Below are 23,333 nucleotides of genomic sequence, written 5' to 3'. Positions count from 1 at the left end.
TCCCCAATATTTTATCGGGCCAATATATTTAAAGAGTTCAATAATTGAGTATCTAATGTTTCTCTTGCTTGAGTAGGCAATCCATTTGCAACTCTATAATTCTTTATTGCTGTCCTTGTTGCAGGACCCATGCTCCCGTCAATATTACCGCTATAGAAACCTTTATCGAGTAAAGCGAACTGCACTCTCATAATTAATCGCTTACGTTTTTCTGTATCCGAAGTCAGCCCACTACTTGCACGATTGGCACCTGTTGTTCCTGCTGAATTTGTTGTGGTTGAGGTATCAGAGTCATTTGAACGAAGTGAACGGACAGAAGATGAAGATGATGACGAACGAGTTCCTAAATTGGACGAGTCGGAAGTACTAGGTGAGCTGTATGTTTTGGGATAGTAAGGAGTGCTTCCACCATAGTAACCACCGCCTGATGAGGAACGGTGTGAGCTGTGGCTACGATGAGAACTGTGACTTCTGTGTCCGGCGATGTAAAACGGCACTTCGGTGTTGAGCGGAGCTATCACTAAATCATGTTCATTCAGGGTCATACCAGGTAAGTCACTGGCACCAGTAGACGAATCACTCGCCCAGACAGAATTGTTAAGAGCCAAAAATCCCGGAAGCAGAGCAGCGAAATTAAACTTTTTCATATTATTGGTCTCGGAGGTTGATGAAAACGGCCTTTTGATGAACTGAAATAACCAGCACAAGAAGACTTCTGAGTGCATTCATCACATTCTTTGGGATAGTAATTTTTCCAGTCAGAGATCGACTGAGTTGCAAAATTCCATGCCCTTTCAGGAAGGTGGCACAACGGGTAATTGAAGATGGTAAAAGGGATACCTGATCTGTGTGCAGTGTCTACAGCAGAAAGGATTCGTTCACTATAGTTGTCGTGCTCTATGAAGATTGATGACCAGTTATTACGGGCCCATCCAATTGACTCTAACCCCATCAGAGATATCTGGTTAATGTTGGAGAAGACACGACCAGCTAACTCTACGATGTCATCAAGCTCTGTATAGTTTGCCTGAGTAGGGATGACCCTCAATTCGATGTTGATTCCTGAGTTACCTGCATTGATCAGTCCCCTGACTGTTTCATTAAATGCTCCCTCGCTTCCGACCAAGTAGTCATGCACTGTTGCTCTTGAAGAATAAAGTGGAATGCCAAAAGTGATTTTGATTTTTTCACTTCGTTCTTTCATTTGCTGGGTAAAGCTGACATCCGCAAACTTCCGTCCATTGGTTAGTACATGCAGTGCTGTGTCAGGGGCATTTTCGATGATGAAATCGAGGAAGTGCAGAAAGTCTTCTCCATAGAGTAGAGGCTCTCCCCCACTTACCCCTACTACTCCATTCAGGGAAAAAGAAGCGATAGCGAGAGCTGACTGGTTGAGAAGCCAGTCATCGTTACCTGTCTTAGGAGGCTGAGAACAAAACAGGCAACTGTTGTTGCACCTTTCCGTGATAAGGACAGTGTTATGGTTTGCTCTTCGGGACAGAACCACCCGGAGCATATTTCCGTTGTTGACGATCCCAATATCGCCATCTTCTATCGAATCGAAAAGGTATTTGCTTGCTACGGAATCAGCAAAATATGCAGGCAGTCTTGAATGAAACTTAGTTTTAGTAATCAGCAAATTTGGCAGATAAAACTGAGGATTTTCGGGCTTTGATTTACACAGGCGATAAAAGCCCTGTTGAACTGGTAAGTCTGATGAAAACCTGAAAATATCGTTTCTCAGCACCTCAGACATAAGCCCACCTTTTGAGCATCTCAGCCATTGGCCCATCCTGAGAAATTTCGTTCAGAAGGAAGCGGAACATCCCTTTATGATACTGACAGAAAGTGGAACGACTCTTGTCTCCAACAGGTTCACCATGAACACTTATGTTCTGACAAGGATCTGCACCACAGAAAGGCTGATAGGCACATGTATCACAGCCGGGCATGGCAAAGTTAAATGAAGAGGAAAGGACGGAACGGTAGTATTCGTTGCTACTGAATGAGAGTGAAGCAAATTCTCCAGCACTGAAATCTGCTTCGGGGTTTACTTTCTGAAGCATACGGCTTTCGTCGCTACCGTAGACTTTACCGTCATAGTTAAAGAGGATGCAGTTCAGCACTACTCCGCTTGGTGATTTCAGATCTGCATAACCACTGAAGCCTGGATTGAAAATTCTCTTGAGGTGGATTGAGGCTGAGTGCTCAACGACGGGTATGCCCTTCTGGTTCTGAAGCAATACTTCCTGCATTAACTTCTTATAAAACTCAAAATATTCAAGCATTGAAAAAGTGAAGCTCTGCTTCTGAGCAAAACCATAGGGACTTACTGGACGGATAAACATGTCAGTGAGGCCAAGGCACAGATGAGCATCCACTATGGAAGCTGGCTCTTTTGTTAACTCTTTTGTAACTGTAGTTACAGTAGCTATCCGGTTTGCTCCCAGTTCTTCAGTGATTTTTCTAATGCCCGTAACAGCTTTAGTGTGAGCCCGAGAGTTGGTGAGGATACGGTTTTTATTGTGGACGGCTTCATTACCATCAAGAGAGACAGAAAAGGTGATATTCCGTTCTTTAACCCAAGATAGGATGCTTTCATCGAGTATTGAAAGACTCGTGGCAATAACCATTTCGAAAGCATCACTACCTAACGAACTCACACACTCTTCATAAATTGCCTGGACGAGATCGAACCTGAGAAGCGGTTCTCCGCCCTGCACTTCTATCTTGTAAGGTGAAGTGCCCAGCTTCTTAATGGTGCTGACGATTTGCGGTATCAGTTCTGGGTTTAGGTCATAACCATCAGCGGTGACCGATGCTCTGCTGACCTGGCAATACCTGCATGTATGATCGCACCTGAGAGTAGGCACAATCATGAAGATTGGTCTGACGGCCAGCTCGTTCATCAGTCGTTTGGCAAAAGCAGAACTCAGGGAGGCTATTGAAACTGCTTGAGTAGCATCGTCTGCAATGAACAATCTGCTTTCAAGCAGTCGGGAAGTGGTTTGCTCTGGAGAAAAGTTGTTTTCAGCAAGAAGGTTCAGTTCTTCGTTATCGACGAAGCTGTGAAAGCCAGCAAGGTTACTGATGAAGACTTTGCCGTTGCTAAGGCGGTCAAAGTTGAATGGCATCGTATTCATTCGGCAAGTCTCGAATCGATGCTTCGTAGAACACTGTCGATGATCGAAGTTCTGGCATGACCGGTTTGTACCTGAAGCTTCTCTCGAAGTTTGTAGTCGTTCAGCAACCGTTGAAATTCGAATTTAACTTCATCGTTGAAAGACTCAAACGATACGATCCAGTTCAGCTCGTCTTCATCCAGCTTCCAGCGAGTTACAGCACTCATCCAGTAGAGGCTATTTCTAAGCACCCACTCAGAATTTGTTGTTTTTGCGAAATTTTTCTCGATCACATTACCATCCAGAATGTCATTAAAAGAAAAATTAAAAATTTTATTTACAAGTACAAAACCGTATTGACTCATAACTAATTTGACTTAAAAAATTAAGCTATTGTTTTTTAACGATTTTATTAAAAAAATAACAGAAAATTCTTATTTCATAATGCTAACCATTACGATTGAGAATGTAAATTTGTTTTGAAAAATTTTTGTCCCGTGCCAGTATCATTACACACGCTAATGATTTAGGGTGCATTTTAAGCACCTAGCATTCACCTAGCCTGATTTAGAATATAATGAAGAGGTTGATTTTATGTCTGAAATGCAGCATGAAGATGTATGTGTTACATGTCAAAACTCACTTCATGATTCTATGGTCATTGAAAAAAATGGCGAGATGTTTAAAAGCTGCCCGTCATGCTCCAGCAAAGCTAGATTACATATTTTCTACAAGTATAATGATTTTGGTATGAGAAATATGGGTGATGGTCGATTTATCGTACAGTCTTGGTGCCGTGGATGCCGATTACAGGATGGTGCACATCCACACAAAGAATTTACATGTTAATCTTTATCTATTTTAACCATCACGCTTAATAGTTCCGTAATGCTTAGAGATCTTTCGGCATACTGATATTTCCGTAAAGGAGATCACCCCACATCAGGATCATCGACCAAGGAGCGTACAGTCCAGTCTGTGAAAACCGTGGCGATTCAGTTCTGATTTTAGTGCCTTTATAACACGGATTCGCTCCGTATATAAAAGGCTGCTTTTTTGCTCCTGAATACAAAGCAAGATAATAACCCAGAAAGTTGTATTCTTAAATAGCTGAAATAATACTAATATTGATTATAAGCAATAAGATACTGGCATATCAGTAAGTAGAACACGGACTGTGCTTGCCAGTATTTTACATATGAAAAGGAGTTTATATGAATAATGCGAATAACGTTTTAGATGATGATTTCCCTTCCAGTTTAACAGAGCGATCTCTATCAAAGATAATACGCCCTTACAAAATCTCATAGTACATTGTTCCAGCGTGCGCCTAATGCTCTTGAGTTACTGCAACTGAATAATTATCGTGGTGATCATACTAAAGGTTAATGGCTTAGAAAATCAGCACTGCAACAGCTTCCCGAAGTAATACCTAAAGTGAATAAAGATGCGTGGAACAAACTTGCTATCACTGTTATTGGAATCAGTAATCTCACTGTATATATTCAGCAAAAGAAAAATAATACTGAGCTACTTGAATATGAGCTGAATGCTATTTAAGCAAAAATAAACAGACTGAGAAATGCCTTAACAGGATTAGACCAAAATTAAGCCTGATTTCATGAAAGACATGGATCGTATTCGCAAGGGCAAAAGCTTCTCTGGTGTGCAGTCGTATGCATTAAAGCCAGCGCCTCACCACCTTCAGGTTCCGGTCGTTATCGGTGGTAATGCATCCGGTGTCACCTTTGACGAACTGGTGGTCGAATTCAGGAGAACAAGCCAGCTCCGTCAGGAAGTGGCAAAACCCGTCTGGCACAATTATCTTCGTCTGCCACACGGAGAAACCTTATCCCACAAGAAGTGAGCAGAGATCGATTACGATTACATGAAAAAAAATGGGTTCAGCTCAACCCACATGCGAACCTGCAAACTCCATGAGGATGCGGCCGATCAGCACATTCAAATATCGCTAGCAGGATCGCTATCGTTGGTGGAAAACTCTACCTGGGCTGAAACGTAAATTTGATCAGCACCCGTATTATCGGGGAGCTGGAGCGAGAAAACCAACTCATCCGAACCAAAAGTCCGGCCCCCATTAACAAGTTGGTACCAGCCAGACGCGAGAAAATTTCCCGTAATGAACAGCAAATGGAGGAACGACAGGATAAACCATCCCCCTGGTCAGTCCTTCAGTCAGAATTGGAAAGGAACCTCACCAACAGACCTTGCGTCAGGTAAAAATACTGATTTTAAAGGGATTTATAGAATTTAACAGATGAGAATAGCCGAAAAAATGGTACGCCCTACAGGATTCGAACCTGTGACCTACGGCTTAGAAGGCCGGTGCTCTATCCAACTGAGCTAAGGGCGCATAGTGATTGGGTCGGATTATACGTCCAGCGGCTCGCGCGTCAACGTTTTTGCCCTTGAACAGAAGCGGAGTGCTGCCAGATTAACCAAAACCCCTTAATGCCGCTTGCGCCATTCGCTCATCGACACCAGATTCCCGCCCTGCTCGGTTTCGCCTTCCAGCTCAATCCCTTGCTGCGTGAAATGCGCATTGTACTGGTCGCGCAGCGCATGCAGTTCCTGGCTGTCCGGCTCCAGCTGGCGCAAGAACCCCAACGCCAGCAACAGCTGCTGCCGTGAAATCAACGCAGAAAATCCCGCCCGACTCAAAATGCCATGCCAGCGCTGCATATTCTCGTCGCTGCCATCGACAATCATCACCTGCCAAATCAGCAGCACCGCCGCGCCGTTGTGCAGATGCATGTCGTTATCGCCCGCGATGTAGTCGGTAAACTCTTTTGCCGCCTCTTTGCCCATCAGCGACAACATCGATTCGATATGCACCGGCGGCAGCTGTAACCGTTTATTGAGCGCCTGCACCGCATGGCGCGAACTGGCCGTCAGCAGCTGAAAACCTACCACGAACACCACCGCCAGCGTGGCGAGAATTAACCAAATCATCACGTCATCCATCTCATTCACTGCCGGGCATCATAAGCGCTAACGCGGGCGGGCGCCACGGCGAAAAATCGGGAAAGCAGCGTTGATGGCGAATCTCTACCTGACAGCCGCGCACGCTTCTGACAGAATAGGCGCCATCCCCGATCTAACCCTCTACAGATGGATTTCCTCTCTGATGGCAGCAAAAATTATTGACGGTAAAACGATTGCGCAGCAGGTGCGCCTTGAGGTTGCCGAAAAAGTACAGCAGCGTCTGGCTGCCGGTAAACGTGCGCCCGGTTTAGCAGTTGTGCTGGTAGGTGAAAACCCGGCTTCGCAGATCTATGTCGCCAGCAAACGTCGTGCTTGTGATGAAGTGGGCTTCATCTCCCGCTCCTACGATCTGCCCGCCACCACCAGCGAAGCCGAGCTGCTGGAGCTGATTGATACGCTCAACAACGACAACGACATCGACGGCATTCTGGTGCAGCTGCCGCTGCCAGCCGGCATCGATAACGTTAAAGTGCTGGAGCGCATCGTGCCGGACAAAGACGTGGATGGATTCCATCCGTACAACGTCGGTCGTCTGTGCCAGCGCGCGCCGAAGCTGCGTCCGTGTACGCCGCGCGGCATCGTTACTTTGCTGGAGCGCTACAATATCGATACTTACGGCCTGAACGCCGTGGTGGTTGGCGCATCGAATATCGTTGGCCGTCCGATGAGCATGGAGCTGCTGCTCGCCGGTTGTACCACCACCGTGACGCACCGTTTCACCAAAGATCTGCGTCATCACGTTGAGCACGCCGATCTGCTGGTGGTGGCGGTCGGCAAGCCGGGCTTTATTCCGGGCGACTGGATCAAGCCGGGCGCGGTAGTCATTGATGTGGGTATCAACCGTCTCGACAGCGGCAAAGTGGTGGGCGATGTCGAGTTCGAAGCCGCTGCTGAGCGCGCCTCGTACATCACGCCGGTTCCAGGCGGCGTCGGTCCAATGACGGTCGCGACACTGATCCAAAACACGCTGACGGCGTGTGAAGAATTTCACGACATTGAGGAGGCATAATGGCCAGTTTTTCTCTCGGTAAACATGCCCACGTAGATTTGTGCGACCTGCTGAAACTCGAAGGTTGGGTGCAAAGCGGTGCGCAGGCGAAAGCGGTGATTGCGGAAGGCGAAGTGCGCGTCGATGGCGCAGTTGAAACGCGTAAGCGCTGCAAGATTGTTGAAGGCCAGAAGGTCGAGTTTGCGGGCTTTAAGATTACGGTTGTTGCCTGACCTTTAGGCGTCCCAATCGGGACGCCTAAATCCGCTCTTCCCCCACCACCCGAGTTTCCCCTTCAATTTGCTCAAGCTCGATATGATTCACCGCCGTATGCTGCGCAATCAGCGTCGCCAGTTTCGGTGAATGGCTGGTGATCCACAGTTGGCTAAACTGGCTGGCTTCGGCGATCAGTCGCGCTAATGCAGGCAACAAGTCTTCATGCAAACTGTTTTCCGGTTCATTTAGCGCCATAAACGCCGGCGGACGCGGGCTGAGCAGCGCCACGACTAAGCAGAGAAAGCGCAGCGTGCCATCCGAGAACTCGGCGCTCTCCAGCGGACGCAAAATCCCCCGCCGTGACATCAGCATCTGAAAACGCCCGTTCTGCACGTCAACGTGAAATTCCGTGTCCGGGAAGGCTTCGGCCATCACCTCAAGCAGTAATTCGGAATGACCGCGTTCAACAATCGTAGCCCAGGCTGCGGCCAAATTGCTGCCATCGTGGCTCAGTACCGGCGCGCGCACGCCAATCTGCGGCGCACGAATCGGCGAACCGGGCCACACCGCAAACTCATGATAGAAACGCCACTTACGCAGCCTTTCACGTACCTGCGAAAGCTCGGGATAAAGGTGCGGCTCGCCAAGCTGCCCAAACAGCGACTCTTCCGGATGCAGCACCGCAGGATAAGCAACGCGTTCGCCCTCAACGTTGTGCAGGAAAGCGGTTTGATTTTGCCGCTGCAGGATGCAGGAGGAAGGACGCCGACGCTGGCCGCTCATCCATATACGCTCCTCTTTCACCAGCGGATCGAGGTTAAACATGCTGGTGGCTAACGGCTCAGGAAAACCGATATCAAGCTGATAATCCATATCATCCATCACCACCGCGAGCGCCAGACGTTTAGGATCGTGGCGACGATCGCCGCGCCGTAATCCGCCCGCCCACATCGCTTTCTGGATGCCGCCCTCTTCCGCCAGCGCCAGCGCTAAACGTCCGCTCGCCGCTTCGTGCAGCAATCGCACCGCTTTATACAGGTTGGATTTGCCGCAGCCGTTCGGGCCGCTCACCACGTTGAGCTGCTGCAGCGGTAGCGTCAGGTCGCGCACCGAGCGGAAGCCGTGAATATGAATCTGTTCAATCGCCATCAATAAAAAAGGGCGATTTCTCGCCCTCTCCGGTTATTTGCGTCGCCAGCTGGAACCTTGCGGCCCATCCTCAACGATCACGCCCAACTCATTGAGCTTATCGCGCGCCACATCCGCCTGCGCCCAATCTTTGGCTGCACGCGCATCGGAACGGGCTTTTACCCAATGCTCGATTTCCGCCACTTCATCGTCATTCACCTGCGCACCGCTTTGCAGGAACTGCTCGGGATCCTGCTGCAGAATGCCGAGCACGTTAGCGATCTGACGCAGTTTCGCTGCCAGCGCATCAGCGGAGGCTTTGTCTTCGGTCTTCAGGCGATTCACTTCACGCGCCATATCAAACAACACCGAATAGGCTTCCGGCGTGTTGAAGTCGTCATCCATCGCGGTACGGAATCGCGCTTCAAACTCTTCGCCCCCCGCCGCCGTGGCATTGGCATCGGTATGACGCAGCGCGGTGTACAAGCGCTCGAGCGCCGCACGCGCCTGGTTGAGGTTGTCTTCGCCGTAGTTGAGCTGGCTGCGATAGTGTCCCGACATCAGGAAGTAACGCACGGTTTCGGCATCGTAGTGCTGCAACACATCGCGCACGGTGAAGAAGTTATCCAGCGATTTTGACATCTTCTCGCGATCAACCATCACCATGCCGGAGTGCATCCAGTAATTTACATACGGGCCATCATGCGCACAGGTGGATTGCGCCACTTCGTTTTCATGGTGCGGGAACATCAGGTCCGAACCGCCGCCGTGAATGTCGAAATGGGTGCCGAGCTGTTTGCAGTTCATCGCCGAACACTCGATGTGCCAGCCTGGACGGCCGTTGCCCCACGGCGAGTTCCACGCCGGTTCGTCGGCTTTGGACATCTTCCACAGCACGAAGTCCATCGGATTGCGCTTCACATCCGCCACTTCAACACGCGCACCGGCCTGCAGCTGCTCCAGATCCTGACGCGACAGCACACCGTAATCTTTGTCGCTCATCACGTCGAACATCACGTCGCCGTTGTCCGCCACGTACGCGTGCTTACGTTCAATCAGCCTGCAGACCAGCTCGATAATCTCGTCGATGTGGCGGGTGGCGCGCGGCTCCAGATCCGGCGGCAGAATGCCGAGCGCGGCGAAATCGTTGTGCATCTCGGCGATCATGCGGTTGGTCAGCGTTTCGATGCTTTCCCCGTTTTGATTGGCACGTTTGATGATTTTGTCATCGATATCGGTGATGTTACGCACATACTTCAGCTGATAGCCCACGTAACGCAGATAACGCGCCACCACGTCGAATGCCACAAATGTACGCCCATGGCCGATATGACAGAGGTCGTAAACCGTGATACCACACACGTACATACCGATTTCACCGGCGTGGATAGGTTTAAATTCCTCTTTCTGTCGACTCAGGGTGTTATAGATCTTCAACATTGAATGGTTCCGTTAGTGACGTTTGCGGGATACGCCCTTGCAGCGTAGCCGGTTATTGTGCCGTATTTTTCTGACTTGTGCATCGCTCGGTTGCCAACTGCCGTCCGGTTACTGACGCGTTATTGGAAATTGTGATATAAGAAGCGTCTACAAAAATGCCCCGCCGCCTTACAGGCGTGGCAGTTGATACTGACGACAACCTTGACAGGAAGAAAATAATGGTCACTTTCCAGACGAACCATGGCGATATCGTAATCAAAACTTTCGATGACAAAGCGCCGGCTACCGTGAAGAACTTCCTGGAATACTGCGCGGAAGGTTTTTACGATAACACTATCTTCCATCGCGTAATCAACGGTTTCATGATTCAGGGCGGCGGTTTTGAGCCTGGCATGAAGCAGAAAGATACCAAAGCAGACATCCGCAACGAAGCGAACAACGGCCTGAAAAACACCAAAGGCACCCTGGCGATGGCGCGTACTCAGGCGCCACACTCTGCAACGGCCCAGTTCTTCATCAACGTGGCAGACAACGACTTCCTGAACTTCCGTGACGAAAGCCTGCAAGGCTGGGGTTACTGCGTGTTTGCTGAAGTGGTTGAAGGCATGGACGTGGTTGAGAAAATCAAAGCGGTGAAAACCGGCCGCAGCGGCATGCATCAGGACGTTCCGGTTGAAGATGTTGTCATCCAGAAAGTGACTGTTAGCGAGTAATGTCGCGCACGCTGTTTATCGCAGATCTGCATCTGTGTCATGAAGAACCGGCAATTACTGCCGGTTTTCTGCATTTTTTGCAGGGTGAAGCGCGCACGTGCGATGCGCTTTATATCCTCGGCGATCTGTTTGAAGCCTGGATCGGCGACGACGATCCTAACCCGCTGCATCAGCAAATCGCTGCGGCGCTCAAGGCGCTGCCGGTGCCGAAGTTCTTTATTCACGGTAATCGCGACTTCCTGCTCGGCCAGCGTTTTGCGCGTGCCAGCGGCATGACGCTGCTGCCGGAAGAGAAGGTGCTCGATCGCTACGGACATCGTGTGTTGATCATGCACGGCGATACCTTGTGCACCGACGATGAAGGCTATCAGCGCTTCCGCGCCAAAGTGCATCAGCGCTGGTTGCAGCGTCTGTTCCTCACGTTGCCGCTGCGTCTGCGCATGCGCATTGCCGCGCGCATGCGCAATGGCAGCAAGCAGGCGAATCAGCATAAATCGGTCAGCATCATGGACGTCAATCAGTCCGCGGTGGAAGCCGCGATGACGCGTCAAGAGGTGCCGATTCTGATTCACGGCCACACGCATCGTCCCGCCATTCACGCCTTCCCGCTGCACGGCAAAAACGCCGAGCGCGCGGTGCTGGGTGCCTGGCATGAGAACGGATCGATGATTCAGCTTGATGCCAGCGGCGTCAGCCTGATCGAATTCCCCTTCTGAAATCCGGGCATCAATGCCCGTTTTCCGCCTACGCAACCGTTTTCCTTGCTGCCATCTCATGCTATTCTCTGTGCCCTTCTTCGCCTGCCCGCCCGGCCAGGTTCGTTTGCATATTCACAGGAGTTGACCGCATGTCATCCAACGCCGCCCCGGCCCGTATCGCCATTGTCATGGGTTCCAAAAGTGACTGGGCTACCATGCAGTTCGCCGAGGAAATTCTTAACAGCCTGGATGTTCCCTTCCACGTTGAAGTGGTCTCAGCTCACCGTACGCCCGACAAACTGTTCAGCTTCGCGGAAACCGCCGCCGACAACGGTTTTCAGGTGATCATCGCCGGTGCCGGCGGTGCTGCCCATTTGCCGGGCATGCTGGCCGCGAAAACGCTGGTGCCGGTGCTGGGCGTGCCCGTGCAAAGCGCGGCGCTGAGCGGCGTCGATAGCCTCTACTCCATCGTGCAGATGCCGCGCGGCATTCCGGTGGGTACGCTGGCAATTGGTAAAGCCGGTGCTGCCAACGCCGCCCTGCTGGCGGCACAGATTCTGGCGATCCACGACAGCGCGCTGTCAACGCGCATCGCCCACTGGCGTCAAACGCAAACTGATGAAGTGCTGAACAACCCGGATCCGCGGGAGGACGCATGAAGCCGGTTTGCGTATTAGGAAATGGTCAGTTAGGCCGCATGCTGCGCCAGGCCGGAGAACCGCTGGGCATCGCGGTCTATCCGGTGGGCTTAGATGCAGAACCTTCTGCGCTGCCGATCGCCGAAAGCGTGATCACCGCTGAGATCGAGCGCTGGCCGGAAACCGCGTTAACGCGCGAACTGGCGAGCCATCCGGCCTTTGTGAATCGCGATATTTTCCCGCGTCTGGCCGATCGCCTGACGCAAAAACAGCTGCTCGATCAGCTGAACCTCGCTACCGCGCCGTGGCAGCTGCTGGCCGATAAAGCCGAGTGGCCAAATGTGTTCAACTCGCTTGGCGAACTGGCGATTGTAAAGCGTCGTACCGGCGGCTATGACGGCCGTGGCCAATGGCGTTTGCGCGCCAATGAAACCGATGCGCTGCCGGATGAGTGCTACGGCGAATGCATCGTTGAGCAGGGCATTAATTTCAGCGGCGAAGTGTCGCTGGTCGGCGCGCGTGGACACGATGGCAGCACGGTATTTTATCCGCTGACGCACAACCTGCATCAGGACGGCATTCTGCGTACCAGCGTGGCGTTCCCGCAGGCCGATGCCGCACAGCAACAGCAGGCGGAAGCGATGCTCAGCGCCATCATGCATGAGCTGAAGTATGTTGGTGTGATGGCGATGGAGTGTTTCATTACGCCAGAAGGTTTGCTGATCAACGAGTTAGCACCGCGCGTGCACAATAGCGGCCACTGGACGCAGAATGGCGCGTCAATCAGCCAGTTCGAGCTGCATCTGCGTGCGGTTTTGGGCCTGGCGCTGCCAAAGCCGGTGGTATTTGCGCCGTCGGTGATGGTGAATCTGATTGGTACTGAGATGAATCTGGCGTGGCTGCAGCAGCCGCTGGTGCATCTGCATTGGTATGACAAAGAGGTGCGTGAAGGCCGCAAGGTTGGGCATCTTAATCTCACCGATAGCGATCACGCGCGTCTGGCGTCAGCCTTGAATGCGCTGGTGCCGCTGCTGCCGGAAGCGTATGCAAGCGGGATTGCGTGGGCGGTTGAGAAGCTGTAGTTCAGCTGTTTTTCCCTCACCCTAGCCCTCTCCCACTGGGAGAGGGAACCAATCGAGCTAACATCTCCCTCTGGGAGAGGGCCGGGGTGAGGGCATCAGCCCGCTCAGAACTCCCCTTATCCCACCATCTTCATCGCTACATGGCTCCAGCGATTCAGATGCGTAATCTGGAAACCATGCGCCTTAAACAGCGCATCGAGCGACGCTCCCGAATGAATCGTGATATGCCCATTACGCGGCGCGATATACCAGTCATTCATTCCCAAATGGCTCACTTCATCCGTGGTGCCGGTACTAAAGAAAAACACCCCGCCATCTTTTTGCCGTGATAGCGTTTATTTAGCCTTAAATAAGTCTGATCTGCTTTCAGGAGTCGACTCACGCAGACCAGAACTTAAATTTAAGACAAAACCGTTTTGCTTATCCGGCACTGAAGCTTCTGAACAGCGCCTTCTGTTTTAATAGTCGAATACCCAACCAGGCTCCACACAGCGAGAGCAGCAGCGCGCCGCCGATCGGCAAGGCGATCCATAACGTCCAGTCTGGCTGCCACGGAAAATCGAAGATCTTGCGCTGCAAGCCCCACAGCGCCGCTTCCGCGCCCAGCGCTGCCGCAATCCCCGACACCACGCCAAGCAGCGCAAACTCACACCATAAGGTGCCGCGCAGCAGGCGTTTACTGGCACCCAACGTGCGATAGACCACCAACTCCTGCCGACGCTGACGCATGCCAACCTGGATCTGCGCCAGCAACAGCAGCACGCCGCACACCGTTACCAGCACCACCATCACTTCCAGCGCCTGACTGACCTGCGTCAGCACCTGACCAATCTGGCGCATCATGCTGCCGATATCCAGCAGGCTCAGCGTCGGGAATGCACGATTAAGCTGCGCCAGCAGCGCCGGATTGCTCTCCATACGGAAGCTGGTCAGCCAGGTTTGTGGCTGCTGATCGAGTGCGCCCGGCGGGAAGATAAAGAAGAAATTCGGCCGCAGACTTTCCCAATCCACCTTGCGCAAGCTGGTGATTTTGGCGCTGAACTGCTGGGTATCGCCGCTGAAGGTTAAGCTATCGCCGAGCTTCACGCCCAGACGATCCGCCAGCTCCACCTCCATCGACACTTCACCGGGCTGCGGCGGCCAGTTACCGGAAATCAGCGGATTGTGATCCGGACGCTCCGCTTGCCACGTCAGATTGAGTTCGCGATTCAGCGCGTTATCCAGCTGGGGATCGGCCTCTTTGCCGTTCAGCTCGGTCAGGCGCGCACGCACAATTGGGTAGAAGGTTTCCGGCTTAAGCTGATGCTCGATCAGGAAGTCGCGTACCTGCGGCACCTGCTCTTTGGTGATGTTCAGCAGGAAATAGTTCGGACTGTCCGGCGGCAGTTGCTGTTGCCAGCGATCCAGCAGATCGCCGCGCATCACCAGCAGCAGCGCCAGCAGCATAAATGACAGCGAAAATGCCGCCAGCTGGCTGAGCGTCATCGCCGGTTGACGCAGCAGACGGTTGATCGCCAGGCGCAGCGCCAGATTGCGCACCACCAGCCGACGCAGCAGCAGCAAGGTGCCCCAGCCGAGTAACGCCAGCAGCAGCGCCAGCATCACCACGCCCGCCAGCAGCGCCCACAGCATTTTGCTGCCGCCCATCAGCAGCGCTAGCAAGCCAATCACCACCAGCGCCATTGCCGGCAGATAGAATCGCAGCGGCCAGACGTTCGCCACCGCATCCCGCCGCAGTACGCGCAGCGGTTGCGTCGCCATCAGCAAACGATACGGACGCAAACCCACCAGCAGCGAAATCACAAACATCGCGCCGATCGCCCACAGCCACGGCCAGAAACTCGCCCCAGGCAGCGCGCCCGGCAGCACCGGTTTCAGCATCAGCAGCAGAATCACTTCAATGCCCTGCCCCAGGGCGCTCCCGACAATCGCCGCCAGCAACAGCACCGCCAACCATTGACCGATAATCAGCCGCTGCAGTGCCTTGCGCGTTGCGCCCAGCGTTTTCAGCACTGCCACCAAATCGTAGCGGCTGCGGCAGTAATGACTCATCGCCACCGCCACCGCAGCAATCGCCAGCATCAGCGTCAGCAAGGCGGAAAGCAGTAAAAACTGCTGCGCACGCTGCATTGAGCGGCCCAGCGCATCTTCCGAATTCTCCACGCTGATCCAGCGCTGATCGGCTTTTAGCTGCGGCGCGATCCAGCTGTCATAGCGCGCCAGGGGTGCCGGATCGCCGGAGAATTTATAGCGCCAGCTCAGACGACTGCCCGGCTGCACCGCACCGGTTTTCTCTACGTCGGCCAGATTCATCAGCAGACGCGGCGCGGTCTGGAACGGATTGAAGCCGCCATCCGGCTCCTGAATCACTTCCCCGGCAATGCGCAGCGTGGTGTCGCCGACATCCACGCTGTCGCCCACTTTCAGATTCAGCAGCGCCAGCAAACGCGGCGCAGCTAACACCGTGCCCGCTTGTGGACGTAAGCCCGGCGGATTGGTTTGCAGCGTGCCGAACATCGGATAGGCGTTATCCACCGCCTTCACGTCCGCCAGCTGCGGCGTCTCTTGCGCGAAAGTCATGGTCATAAAGTGCAGCTGGCTGCTGACCGACAGCCCTTCGTCACGCGCTTTGTTAAGCCACGCTTCCGGCGCGGGCGCGGTGGTGCGCAGCGTGCGATCGCCGGCCATAAAGTCGCGGCTCTGCTGGCTTAAGCCTTTTTCCATGCGATCGCTGATCGAGCCCAGCGCTAGCACGCAGGCCACGGCTAAAGTGAGCGCCAGCCAGACAATCAGCAGCGAGGGCGAACGCCACTCGCGCCAGAACCAGCGCCAAATCATGACTCCTCCCACAACTTGCCGTCGCGCAGCCGTAAGCGACGGTCGCAGCGCGCCGCCAGTTGTTCATCGTGCGTCACCAGAATCAGCGTGGTGGCAAAATCGCGGTTGAGGGAGAACAGCAGATCGGCGATACGATCGCCGGTTTTACGATCGAGGTTGCCGGTGGGTTCATCAGCAAACAGCAGGCCGGGGCGACCACTAAAGGCACGCGCCAGCGCCACACGCTGCTGCTCGCCGCCCGAAAGTTGCGCCGGCAGATGGTGCAGACGATCTTTCAAACCCAGCACCGTCAGCAGTTCCACCGCCTGGCGGCGACTTTCGCGATCGCTGTCGCCACGCAGCAGCGCCGGCAGCTGCACGTTTTCCAGCGCATTCAGCGTCGGCACCAGCATAAAGGATTGAAACACAAACCCCACTTCACGCGCACGCAGCGCCGCTCGCTGCTCTTCATTCATGCTGTGTAGCGGCTGGCCAAGCAGATGCACTTCGCCGCTGCTGCCGTCGTCCAGTCCGGCCAGAATGCCCAGCAGCGTGGATTTGCCCGAGCCGGACTCGCCAATCAGGGCGATGGTCTCAGCTGGTTTGACAACCAGCTCAACTCCGGTAAGGATGGTCAGCTGATGCTCTCCCTGACCGACGGACTTAGTAAGATGATGAACTGCAACAATGTTTTCCGCTGGCATTATCCCTTCCTGTTGTTATTGCTTCTGCTGGTGTCCCGACTCGCCGCCGCCGATACCTTGCTGGTGTTGGGCGACAGCCTGAGCGCCGGGTATCGCATGTCCGCCACCGCGGCCTGGCCCAGCCTGCTGAATAAAGAGTGGCAACAGCAGCCCAAAGTGGTCAACGCCAGCATCAGCGGAGATACCGCAGGACAAGGGCTGGCGCGTTTACCGGGCCTATTAAAACAGCATCAACCCCGCTGGGTGTTAATCGAATTGGGCGGTAACGATGGCCTGCGTGGTTTCCCGCCGCAGAATATCGCCGCGGACCTGACCAAAGTGATCGACGAAGTGAAAGCCGCTAAAGCGCAGCCGCTGCTGATGCAGATTCGTCTGCCGGCTAATTATGGACGTCGTTATACGGAAGCGTTTAGCGCGATCTATCCGCGCCTGGCACAGCAGTACGACATTCCTCTGGTGCCCTTCTTTATGGAGCAGGTCTACCTGAAGCCGGAGTGGATGCAGCAGGATGGAATTCACCCCAATCCGGATGCTCAGCCGTTTATCGCCAACCTGATGGCGACCGAACTGGCTCCGCTAGTAAAGCATGATTAATGCAGGCGTGTGATTTTTAACGGGTAAAGAAATGCAAAAAACAATTCTCATCACCGGCTGCTCGAGCGGCATTGGTTTGGTCGCCGCAAATGACCTTTTATCGCGCGGCTATCGCGTGCTGGCCGCCTGTCGCCGCGCCGACGATGTGGCGCGCATGGAAGCATTGGGATTTATTGGCGTGCAGCTCGATCTCGATGATGCCGCCAGCGTCGATGCCGCCGCCGATCGCGTGCTGGAACTCACCGATCATCGCCTGCACGCGCTGTTTAACAACGGCGGTTTTGGTCAATATGGGCCGCTCAGCAGCGTTTCGCGTCAGCAATTAGAGAAGCAATTTTCCACCAATCTGTTTGGCACTCATCAACTGACCATGCGCCTGCTGCCCGCGCTGCAAGCCAGCGGCAACGGACGCATCGTCAATACCAGTTCGGTACTGGGACTGATCTCGACGCCGGGGCGCGGCGCCTATGCCGCCAGCAAATGGGCGCTGGAAGCCTGGAGCGATGCGCTGCGTCTTGAAGTGCGCGACTCTGGCGTGCGCGTTAGCCTGATTGAACCCGGCCCGATAAGCACGCGTTTCACCGATAACGTGCATCAGGGCCAGCAGGATAAACCGGTACAAAATCCGGGCATCGCCGCGCGTTTCACGCTGCCGCCGGAAGCGATTTTGCCGAAGCTGCGCCACGCGTTAGAGAGCAAACATCCGCGCCTGCGCTATCCGGTAACGCTGGTGGCCTGGGCGATGAGCCTGCTGAAACGCCTGCTGCCAGGTTGGATACTGGATCGCATTTTGCGCAGCAACTAAGCTGCAACGCAGAATCAAACTTGAACCGGGGCAGCTTGCCCCCATATCCTCAACACACTTTCTGACAAGAGACGTATTCATGTCACACGCTTTGATTATCGACATCAACGAATCCAACCTGCAGCAGACCTTAGAACAGTCGATGCAGCTGCCGGTGCTGTTCTATTTCTGGTCCGAACGCAGTCAGCACTGTCTGGAACTGACGCCGGTGCTGGATCGCCTGGCGCAGGAGTATGCGGGTCAGTTTATTTTGGCGAAGCTGGATTGCGATAAAGAGCAAATGGTGGCATCGCAGTTTGGCCTGCGCTCGATCCCAACCGTTTATCTGTTCCAGAACGGTCAACCGGTTGACGGCTTCCAGGGACCGCAGCCGGAAGAGGCAATTCGCGCTCTGCTGCAAAAAGTGTTGCCGCGTGAAGAAGAAGTTAAAGCGCAGCAGGCGATGCAATTGATGCACGAAGGCAAACCGCTGGAAGCGCTGCCGCTGCTGAAAGACGCCTGGCAGCTGAGCAACAAAAACAGCGAAATTGGCTTCCTGCTGGCAGAAGTGTTGATCACCCTGAACCGCAGCGACGAAGCAGAAACCGTGCTGGATGCGGTGCCGCTGCAGGATCAGGACACGCGCTATCAGAGCCTGATTTCGCAAATCGACCTGTTAAAGCAGGCCGCCGATACGCCAGAAATTCAGCTGTTGCAGGAGCAGTTAGCCAGCGATCCGACCAATGCCGAGCTGGCTGCTAAACTGTCGTTACAGCTGCATCAGGTTGGCCGCAACGAGGAAGCGCTGGAGTTGTTGTTCAGCTTCCTGAAAAGCGATCTCAGCGTCGGTGACGGCCAGGTGCGTAAAATGTTCCAGGAAATTTTGGCCGCACTCGGCACCGGCGACACGCTCGCCACGCGCTATCGCCGCCAGCTTTACTCGCTGCTGTACTGATCGGTACCGCGCGTTAAACGGGCCGAACGACTCGGCCCGACAATCTGACAGCCAGGAGGTTATATGTTAACGGTCATTCCCGTCATCATTGTGCTCGCACTCGTTACCGTGTGGGCCGGTGTAAAAATTGTTCCACAAGGTTACCAGTGGACGGTAGAGCGCTTTGGCCGCTACACCAAAACCCTGGCGCCAGGCCTCAATTTGCTTGTGCCGTTCATGGATCGTATTGGTCGCAAAATCAATATGATGGAACAGGTACTCGATATCCCTTCGCAGGAAATCATCTCTAAAGACAACGCCAACGTCACCATTGATGCAGTCTGCTTTATTCAGGTTGTCGATCCGGCGCGCGCCGCCTACGAAGTCAGCAATCTTGAACTCTCGATCCTGAATTTGACCATGACCAATATCCGCACCGTGCTTGGCAGCATGGAGCTGGATGAGATGCTGTCGCAGCGCGACAACATCAACACGCGTCTGCTGCATATCGTTGATGAAGCCACCAATCCGTGGGGCGTGAAAATTACCCGTATCGAAATTCGTGACGTGCGCCCGCCGCAGGAATTGATCGCCGCGATGAACGCGCAGATGAAGGCGGAACGTACCAAACGCGCCGATATCCTTGCCGCCGAAGGCGTACGTCAGGCGGCGATTTTGCGCGCAGAAGGGGACAAGCAGTCGCAGATCCTCAAAGCAGAAGGCGAACGCACCTCGGCCTTCCTGCAAGCTGAAGCGCGCGAGCGTCAGGCAGAAGCGGAAGCCACGGCGACGCGCATGGTCTCCGAGGCGATAGCCGCCGGTGATATTCAGGCGGTGAACTACTTTGTGGCCCAGAAATACACCGACGCGCTGCAAAAAATCGGCGAAGCCAACAACAGCAAAGTGGTGATGATGCCTCTGGACGCCAGCAGCCTGCTCGGTTCAATTGCCGGTATCAGTGAATTGCTGAAGGAGAACCGGACGGAGCGCAGACCATGATCCTGATGGAGCTGATTGCGCATCCACACTGGTTCTGGCTGACGCTGGGCGGCCTGCTGTTGGCCGCCGAAATGCTCGGCACCAGCGGTTATCTGCTGTGGAGTGGCTTAGCCGCCGTCGCGGTGGCGGTGATTGAGTGGCTGTTTCCCATCTCATGGACCAGTCAGGGCATTGTGTTTGCGGTGATGACGTTGTTCAGCGCATTCTTCTGGCATCGCTGGATGCGCTATCGCGAATCGTCGCAGGTCGCCAACACGCTTAACCAGCGCGGCAACCAGTTAATGGGCATGCAGTTGACGCTGGATAACGCACTGAAAAACGGCCTTGGACACGTACGCATTGGCGACAGCAGCTGGCGCGTGCAGGCAGATAGCGACCTGCCGGCGGGCACGCCGGTGATTGTCACTGGCGTGGTCGGCATTACGTTGATGATTCAGCCGCGCTTTCCATCGGCGTGATGGCAGCAACCGGCCAGATGATTGATGATCGGGCACTCTGCGCTGTCATCGCCGGGGCAAGCCTCCGCCAGTTCCAGCAAGCGCGCACGCATTGCATGTAACTCTTCGATGTGCGCAGCAATCTCGTCGGCTTTCTGCAAAGTGCGCGCTTTAACATCGGCGCTGTGGCGCGCGGGATCGTTGAACAGCGTCACCAGTTCACGGCACTCTTCCAGCGTAAAACCCACCTGACGCGCCTGGCGCAGCAGATTCAGCTCATCAATATGATGCGCCGCGTAATGGCGATAGCCATTGTCACCGCGCGACGGCGGCGTCACCACGCCCTTCTCTTCGTAGAAGCGAATCGCTTTGCTGGTGAGTCCGGTTTTTTTTGCCACATCGCTGATGTTCATTTTTCCCCCTTGACCTTCCATTCAGGGGAAGGTTTAGGCTGTAGTTCTAATGCAAATTTTGCATGTAGTCAAAATCATTAGCCTGAGGAGTACACCATGTCACATACCCAACTGCTGGCGCTGGACGGCTTGTCCTGTGGCCACTGTGTAAAACGCGTCAAAGAAGCGCTGGAGCAGCGCAGCGATGTTGAACAGGCGGACGTCACGCAGCAAGAAGCGCGCGTGACCGGTGCGGCGAGCGCCAGCGATCTGATCGCTACGGTTGAACAAGCCGGTTATCACGCGGTGCTAAAAGAAGGCGCAGCCAGCCCAAAGCCTGATCCGTTGACAGCTACAGAGCCGCCGCCGGAGGCGCTGACAACGGAGTCGCAACCGGCACAATCCACTGAAGCTGAGCTTGCTGTGCATCATTTACTGATTGGCGGCATGAGCTGCGCCAGCTGCGTAAGCCGCGTGGAACAGGCGCTGCAAAAAGTGCCGGGCGTCAGCCAGGCACGCGTCAATCTCGGTGAGCGCAGCGCGCTGATCATGGGTGATGCAAGCGCCGAAGCGCTGGTGAGCGCGGTCGATCAGGCTGGGTATTCCGCCGAAGTGATCGAGGATGAACAAACCCGCCGCGAACGCCAGCAGGTTAGCGCGCAGCACGCTATGCGCCGTTTTAGCTGGCAATCGGCGCTGGCGTTGCTGCTCGGCGTGCCGATGATGATTTGGGGCATGCTCGGCGACAACATGATGCTGAGCGCAGATAACCAAACGCTGTGGCGCACGCTCGGCGTGATAACCTTGCTGGTGATGGTGATGGCCGGCGGCCACTTCTATCGCAGCGCGTGGCGCAGTTTGCGTCACGGCACAGCCACCATGGACACGCTGGTGGCGCTGGGAACCGGCGCGGCGTGGCTCTATTCGATGAGCGTCGCCCTTTGGCCCGAATTCTTCCCGCATCAGGCGCGTCATCTCTATTTTGAAGCCAGCGTGATGATCGTTGGCCTGATCAATCTCGGCCACGCGCTGGAGCAGCGCGCACGCCAGCGTGCCTCGCAGGCGCTGGAACGATTACTGGATTTAACTCCGGCGCAGGCGCGGGTCATCAGCGATCAGGGTGAAACACTGCTGCCGCTCAGCGAGGTTAAGTCCGGCATGACGCTGAAGCTGGTCACTGGCGATCGCGTACCGGTGGACGGTGACGTCGCCAGCGGTGAAGCCTGGCTGGATGAAGCGATGCTGACAGGCGAGGCAGTGCCGCAGGCCAAACAGCCGGGAGATAAAATCTTTGCCGGTACGCTGGTACAAGACGGCACGCTGCACTTTGTGGCGCGCGCCATCGGCAGCCACACCACGTTGGCGCGCATTATCAATCTGGTGCGTCAGGCGCAAAGCAGCAAACCGGATATTGGCCGACTGGCGGATCGCATCTCCGCGGTATTTGTGCCGGTGGTGGTGGCGATTGCGCTGCTGAGCGGGGTTATTTGGTATCTGGCGGGTCCGCAGCCGCAACTGGCTTACACGCTGGTAATTGTCACCACGGTGCTGATCATCGCCTGCCCTTGCGCTTTGGGTTTAGCCACGCCGATGTCAGTGATTGCTGGCGTCGGACGCGCCGCAGAGCTGGGCGTGCTGGTGCGTGACGCCGATGCGCTGCAGCGAGCCAGCGAAGTCGATACTATCGTGTTTGATAAAACCGGCACCCTGACGCGCGGCACGCCGCAGGTCAGCGATGTGGTGCTGTATGGCGACTGGAATCGCGAGCAGGTGCTCAGCGCGGCGGCGCAGATGGAGCAAGGCTCCAGCCATCCGCTCGCCAAAGCGATTCTTGAGGCTGCGCCTGCGGTGAACGCCGAAGCGGTTAAGCAATTTCGTACAATACGCGGCAAAGGCATCAGCGCTACAGTGGCAAACAGAACGCTGCTGCTGGGGAATCAGGCGCTGCTGGATGAGCAGCAGGTTGATTACCGCGCCGCGCAGGACGATATCGCGCGCTTCGCCGCACAAGGCGCAACGCCGGTGCTGCTGGCCGACAATCAGCAGCTGCTGGGATTGATCGCGCTGCGTGACAGCTTGCGTCCCGAGAGTAAAGCGGCGCTGCAGCGTCTGCATCAGCAAGGTTATCGCCTGATTATGCTGACCGGCGATCACCAGAAAACCGCGCAGGCCATTGCCGCCGAAGCGGGTATTGATGAAGTGATTGCCGGCGTGTTGCCGGATGGTAAAGCGCAGGCGATTAAGCAGCTACAGCAGCAAGGCCGCAAAGTGGTGATGGTCGGCGACGGCATTAATGATGCGCCCGCGCTGGCGCAGGCCGATGTCGGCATTGCGATGGGCGGCGGCAGCGATGTGGCGGTAGAAACCGCCGCCATGACGCTGATGCGCAACGATCTGCACTGCGTCGCCGATGCGCTGTCAATCTCCAGCGCTACGCTGCGCAATATGCGGCAAAATCTGTTGGGCGCCTTTATCTACAACAGCCTTGGGATCCCCATTGCGGCCGGCGTGCTCTATCCGTTTACCGGCATGCTGCTGAGCCCGATTGTCGCAGGCGCGGCGATGGCGCTGTCATCCATTACCGTGGTGAGCAACGCTAACCGTTTGTTGCGCTTCAAGCCCGCGCAACGTCAATAGCCAT

The 23,333-nt window shown here is 54.7% G+C and carries 23 protein-coding genes, 1 tRNA gene and 1 pseudogene; 13 read left to right on the top strand and 12 right to left on the bottom strand.

Features of this window, described 5'->3' with window-relative positions; all coding sequences use genetic code 11:
* Positions 1-11: 11 nt before the first annotated feature.
* Genes hxsA through hxsD form a run of 4 tightly spaced genes read right to left on the bottom strand, consistent with a single transcriptional unit; the run spans position 12 to position 3,415 of the window.
* Positions 12-647, bottom strand: a complete 636-nt coding sequence (gene hxsA / locus ACYAC5_RS05340) for a His-Xaa-Ser repeat protein HxsA (RefSeq protein WP_192414084.1) — start codon at positions 645-647, stop codon at positions 12-14.
* Positions 644-1,756 (bottom strand): His-Xaa-Ser system radical SAM maturase HxsC, encoded by a 1,113-nt coding sequence (hxsC, locus tag ACYAC5_RS05335; protein ID WP_192414083.1) that lies wholly within the window; start codon positions 1,754-1,756, stop codon positions 644-646. Before hxsC ends, hxsA begins: the two co-directional genes overlap by 4 nt.
* Positions 1,749-3,143 carry a His-Xaa-Ser system radical SAM maturase HxsB gene (gene hxsB, locus ACYAC5_RS05330; RefSeq protein ID WP_192414082.1) on the bottom strand — a complete coding sequence of 465 codons (1,395 nt, stop codon included), beginning with the start codon at positions 3,141-3,143 and terminating at the stop codon, positions 1,749-1,751. Before hxsB ends, hxsC begins: the two co-directional genes overlap by 8 nt.
* Positions 3,140-3,415, bottom strand: a complete 276-nt coding sequence (gene hxsD, locus ACYAC5_RS05325) for a His-Xaa-Ser system protein HxsD (RefSeq protein ID WP_280172545.1) — start codon at positions 3,413-3,415, stop codon at positions 3,140-3,142. The genes hxsB and hxsD overlap by 4 nt, the downstream gene beginning before the upstream one ends.
* Positions 3,416-4,752: 1,337 nt before the next feature.
* Here hxsD and ACYAC5_RS05320 point away from each other — a divergent pair.
* A complete protein-coding gene (locus ACYAC5_RS05320; RefSeq protein ID WP_192414080.1) occupies positions 4,753-4,989 on the top strand; it encodes a hypothetical protein in 237 nt (78 codons plus the stop codon).
* Positions 4,990-5,419: 430 nt separating this feature from the next.
* On the opposite strand, the gene ACYAC5_RS05315 is transcribed toward ACYAC5_RS05320, so the two are convergent.
* Positions 5,420-5,496 (bottom strand) — tRNA-Arg (locus tag ACYAC5_RS05315).
* A gap of 95 nt (positions 5,497-5,591) precedes the next feature.
* Complete coding sequence (locus ACYAC5_RS05310) at positions 5,592-6,095, bottom strand: DUF1198 family protein (protein ID WP_192414078.1); 504 nt, start codon at positions 6,093-6,095, stop codon at positions 5,592-5,594.
* 175 nt (positions 6,096-6,270) lie between these two features.
* Here ACYAC5_RS05310 and folD point away from each other — a divergent pair, with 175 nt between their 5' ends.
* Both folD and ybcJ read left to right on the top strand, forming a co-directional pair.
* Positions 6,271-7,137: a bifunctional methylenetetrahydrofolate dehydrogenase/methenyltetrahydrofolate cyclohydrolase FolD gene (folD, locus tag ACYAC5_RS05305; protein WP_036648219.1), complete on the top strand. Its 867-nt coding sequence runs from the start codon at positions 6,271-6,273 to the stop codon at positions 7,135-7,137.
* Positions 7,137-7,349 (top strand): ribosome-associated protein YbcJ, encoded by a 213-nt coding sequence (gene ybcJ / locus ACYAC5_RS05300; RefSeq protein ID WP_007890771.1) that lies wholly within the window; start codon positions 7,137-7,139, stop codon positions 7,347-7,349. The genes folD and ybcJ overlap by 1 nt, the downstream gene beginning before the upstream one ends.
* Positions 7,350-7,374: 25 nt before the next feature.
* Here ybcJ and ACYAC5_RS05295 read toward each other — a convergent pair whose 3' ends face one another.
* Together ACYAC5_RS05295 and cysS are read right to left on the bottom strand one after the other, a co-directional pair.
* On the bottom strand, positions 7,375-8,481 hold the full coding sequence (locus ACYAC5_RS05295; RefSeq protein WP_462062534.1) for an AAA family ATPase: 1,107 nt from the start codon (positions 8,479-8,481) through the stop codon (positions 7,375-7,377).
* A gap of 33 nt (positions 8,482-8,514) precedes the next feature.
* Complete coding sequence (gene cysS, locus ACYAC5_RS05290) at positions 8,515-9,900, bottom strand: cysteine--tRNA ligase (RefSeq protein WP_462062532.1); 1,386 nt, start codon at positions 9,898-9,900, stop codon at positions 8,515-8,517.
* Positions 9,901-10,118: 218 nt separating this feature from the next.
* Here cysS and ppiB point away from each other — a divergent pair, with 218 nt between their 5' ends.
* From ppiB to purK, 4 genes are all read left to right on the top strand, one after another.
* On the top strand, positions 10,119-10,613 hold the full coding sequence (ppiB, locus tag ACYAC5_RS05285) for a peptidylprolyl isomerase B (protein WP_008103818.1): 495 nt from the start codon (positions 10,119-10,121) through the stop codon (positions 10,611-10,613).
* Positions 10,613-11,329 carry a UDP-2,3-diacylglucosamine diphosphatase gene (locus ACYAC5_RS05280; RefSeq protein WP_462062531.1) on the top strand — a complete coding sequence of 239 codons (717 nt, stop codon included), beginning with the start codon at positions 10,613-10,615 and terminating at the stop codon, positions 11,327-11,329. Before ppiB ends, ACYAC5_RS05280 begins: the two co-directional genes overlap by 1 nt.
* A gap of 131 nt (positions 11,330-11,460) precedes the next feature.
* Positions 11,461-11,970, top strand: a complete 510-nt coding sequence (purE, locus tag ACYAC5_RS05275; RefSeq protein ID WP_192236684.1) for a 5-(carboxyamino)imidazole ribonucleotide mutase — start codon at positions 11,461-11,463, stop codon at positions 11,968-11,970.
* Positions 11,967-13,031 (top strand): 5-(carboxyamino)imidazole ribonucleotide synthase, encoded by a 1,065-nt coding sequence (purK, locus tag ACYAC5_RS05270; protein ID WP_462062530.1) that lies wholly within the window; start codon positions 11,967-11,969, stop codon positions 13,029-13,031. Before purE ends, purK begins: the two co-directional genes overlap by 4 nt.
* Positions 13,032-13,147: 116 nt before the next feature.
* Here the strand turns inward: purK and ACYAC5_RS05265 are convergent.
* The 3 genes and pseudogenes from ACYAC5_RS05265 to ybbA all read right to left on the bottom strand — a co-directional run.
* Positions 13,148-13,342 (bottom strand): annotated as a pseudogene (locus tag ACYAC5_RS05265) (methyltransferase domain-containing protein); the annotation flags it as partial.
* A gap of 109 nt (positions 13,343-13,451) precedes the next feature.
* Complete coding sequence (gene ybbP / locus ACYAC5_RS05260; RefSeq protein ID WP_462062529.1) at positions 13,452-15,869, bottom strand: putative ABC transporter permease subunit YbbP; 2,418 nt, start codon at positions 15,867-15,869, stop codon at positions 13,452-13,454.
* The gene (gene ybbA, locus ACYAC5_RS05255; protein WP_101762379.1) at positions 15,866-16,552 is read right to left on the bottom strand and encodes a putative ABC transporter ATP-binding protein YbbA; all 687 of its coding nucleotides are present in this window, start codon (positions 16,550-16,552) and stop codon (positions 15,866-15,868) included. The genes ybbP and ybbA overlap by 4 nt, the downstream gene beginning before the upstream one ends.
* Between ybbA and tesA the strand changes: the two genes are divergently transcribed.
* The 5 genes from tesA (at position 16,520) to ACYAC5_RS05230 (ending at position 20,321) form a co-directional block, all read left to right on the top strand.
* Entirely contained in the window at positions 16,520-17,146 is a 627-nt protein-coding gene (gene tesA / locus ACYAC5_RS05250; RefSeq protein ID WP_176971305.1) for a multifunctional acyl-CoA thioesterase I/protease I/lysophospholipase L1, read from the top strand. The genes ybbA and tesA overlap by 33 nt on opposite strands.
* A 31-nt stretch (positions 17,147-17,177) precedes the next feature.
* Positions 17,178-17,951: an SDR family oxidoreductase gene (locus ACYAC5_RS05245; RefSeq protein WP_137385302.1), complete on the top strand. Its 774-nt coding sequence runs from the start codon at positions 17,178-17,180 to the stop codon at positions 17,949-17,951.
* Positions 17,952-18,030: 79 nt separating this feature from the next.
* Entirely contained in the window at positions 18,031-18,885 is an 855-nt protein-coding gene (locus tag ACYAC5_RS05240) for a co-chaperone YbbN (protein ID WP_101762382.1), read from the top strand.
* A gap of 63 nt (positions 18,886-18,948) precedes the next feature.
* Positions 18,949-19,863 (top strand): SPFH domain-containing protein, encoded by a 915-nt coding sequence (locus tag ACYAC5_RS05235; protein ID WP_101762383.1) that lies wholly within the window; start codon positions 18,949-18,951, stop codon positions 19,861-19,863.
* Positions 19,860-20,321, top strand: coding sequence for an NfeD family protein (locus ACYAC5_RS05230; RefSeq protein ID WP_462062527.1), 462 nt, complete (start codon positions 19,860-19,862; stop codon positions 20,319-20,321). Before ACYAC5_RS05235 ends, ACYAC5_RS05230 begins: the two co-directional genes overlap by 4 nt.
* Here the strand turns inward: ACYAC5_RS05230 and cueR are convergent.
* Positions 20,297-20,713: a Cu(I)-responsive transcriptional regulator gene (gene cueR, locus ACYAC5_RS05225; RefSeq protein ID WP_101762384.1), complete on the bottom strand. Its 417-nt coding sequence runs from the start codon at positions 20,711-20,713 to the stop codon at positions 20,297-20,299. The genes ACYAC5_RS05230 and cueR overlap by 25 nt on opposite strands.
* A 96-nt stretch (positions 20,714-20,809) precedes the next feature.
* Between cueR and copA the strand changes: the two genes are divergently transcribed.
* Positions 20,810-23,329: a copper-exporting P-type ATPase CopA gene (gene copA, locus ACYAC5_RS05220; RefSeq protein WP_462062526.1), complete on the top strand. Its 2,520-nt coding sequence runs from the start codon at positions 20,810-20,812 to the stop codon at positions 23,327-23,329.
* The last annotated feature ends 4 nt before the right edge of the window (positions 23,330-23,333 follow it).

The organism is Pantoea sp. y20, assembly GCF_054903455.1.
Note: the sequence above shows the minus strand (reverse complement) of the source record. Positions and strands in the feature narration are given on the sequence as shown.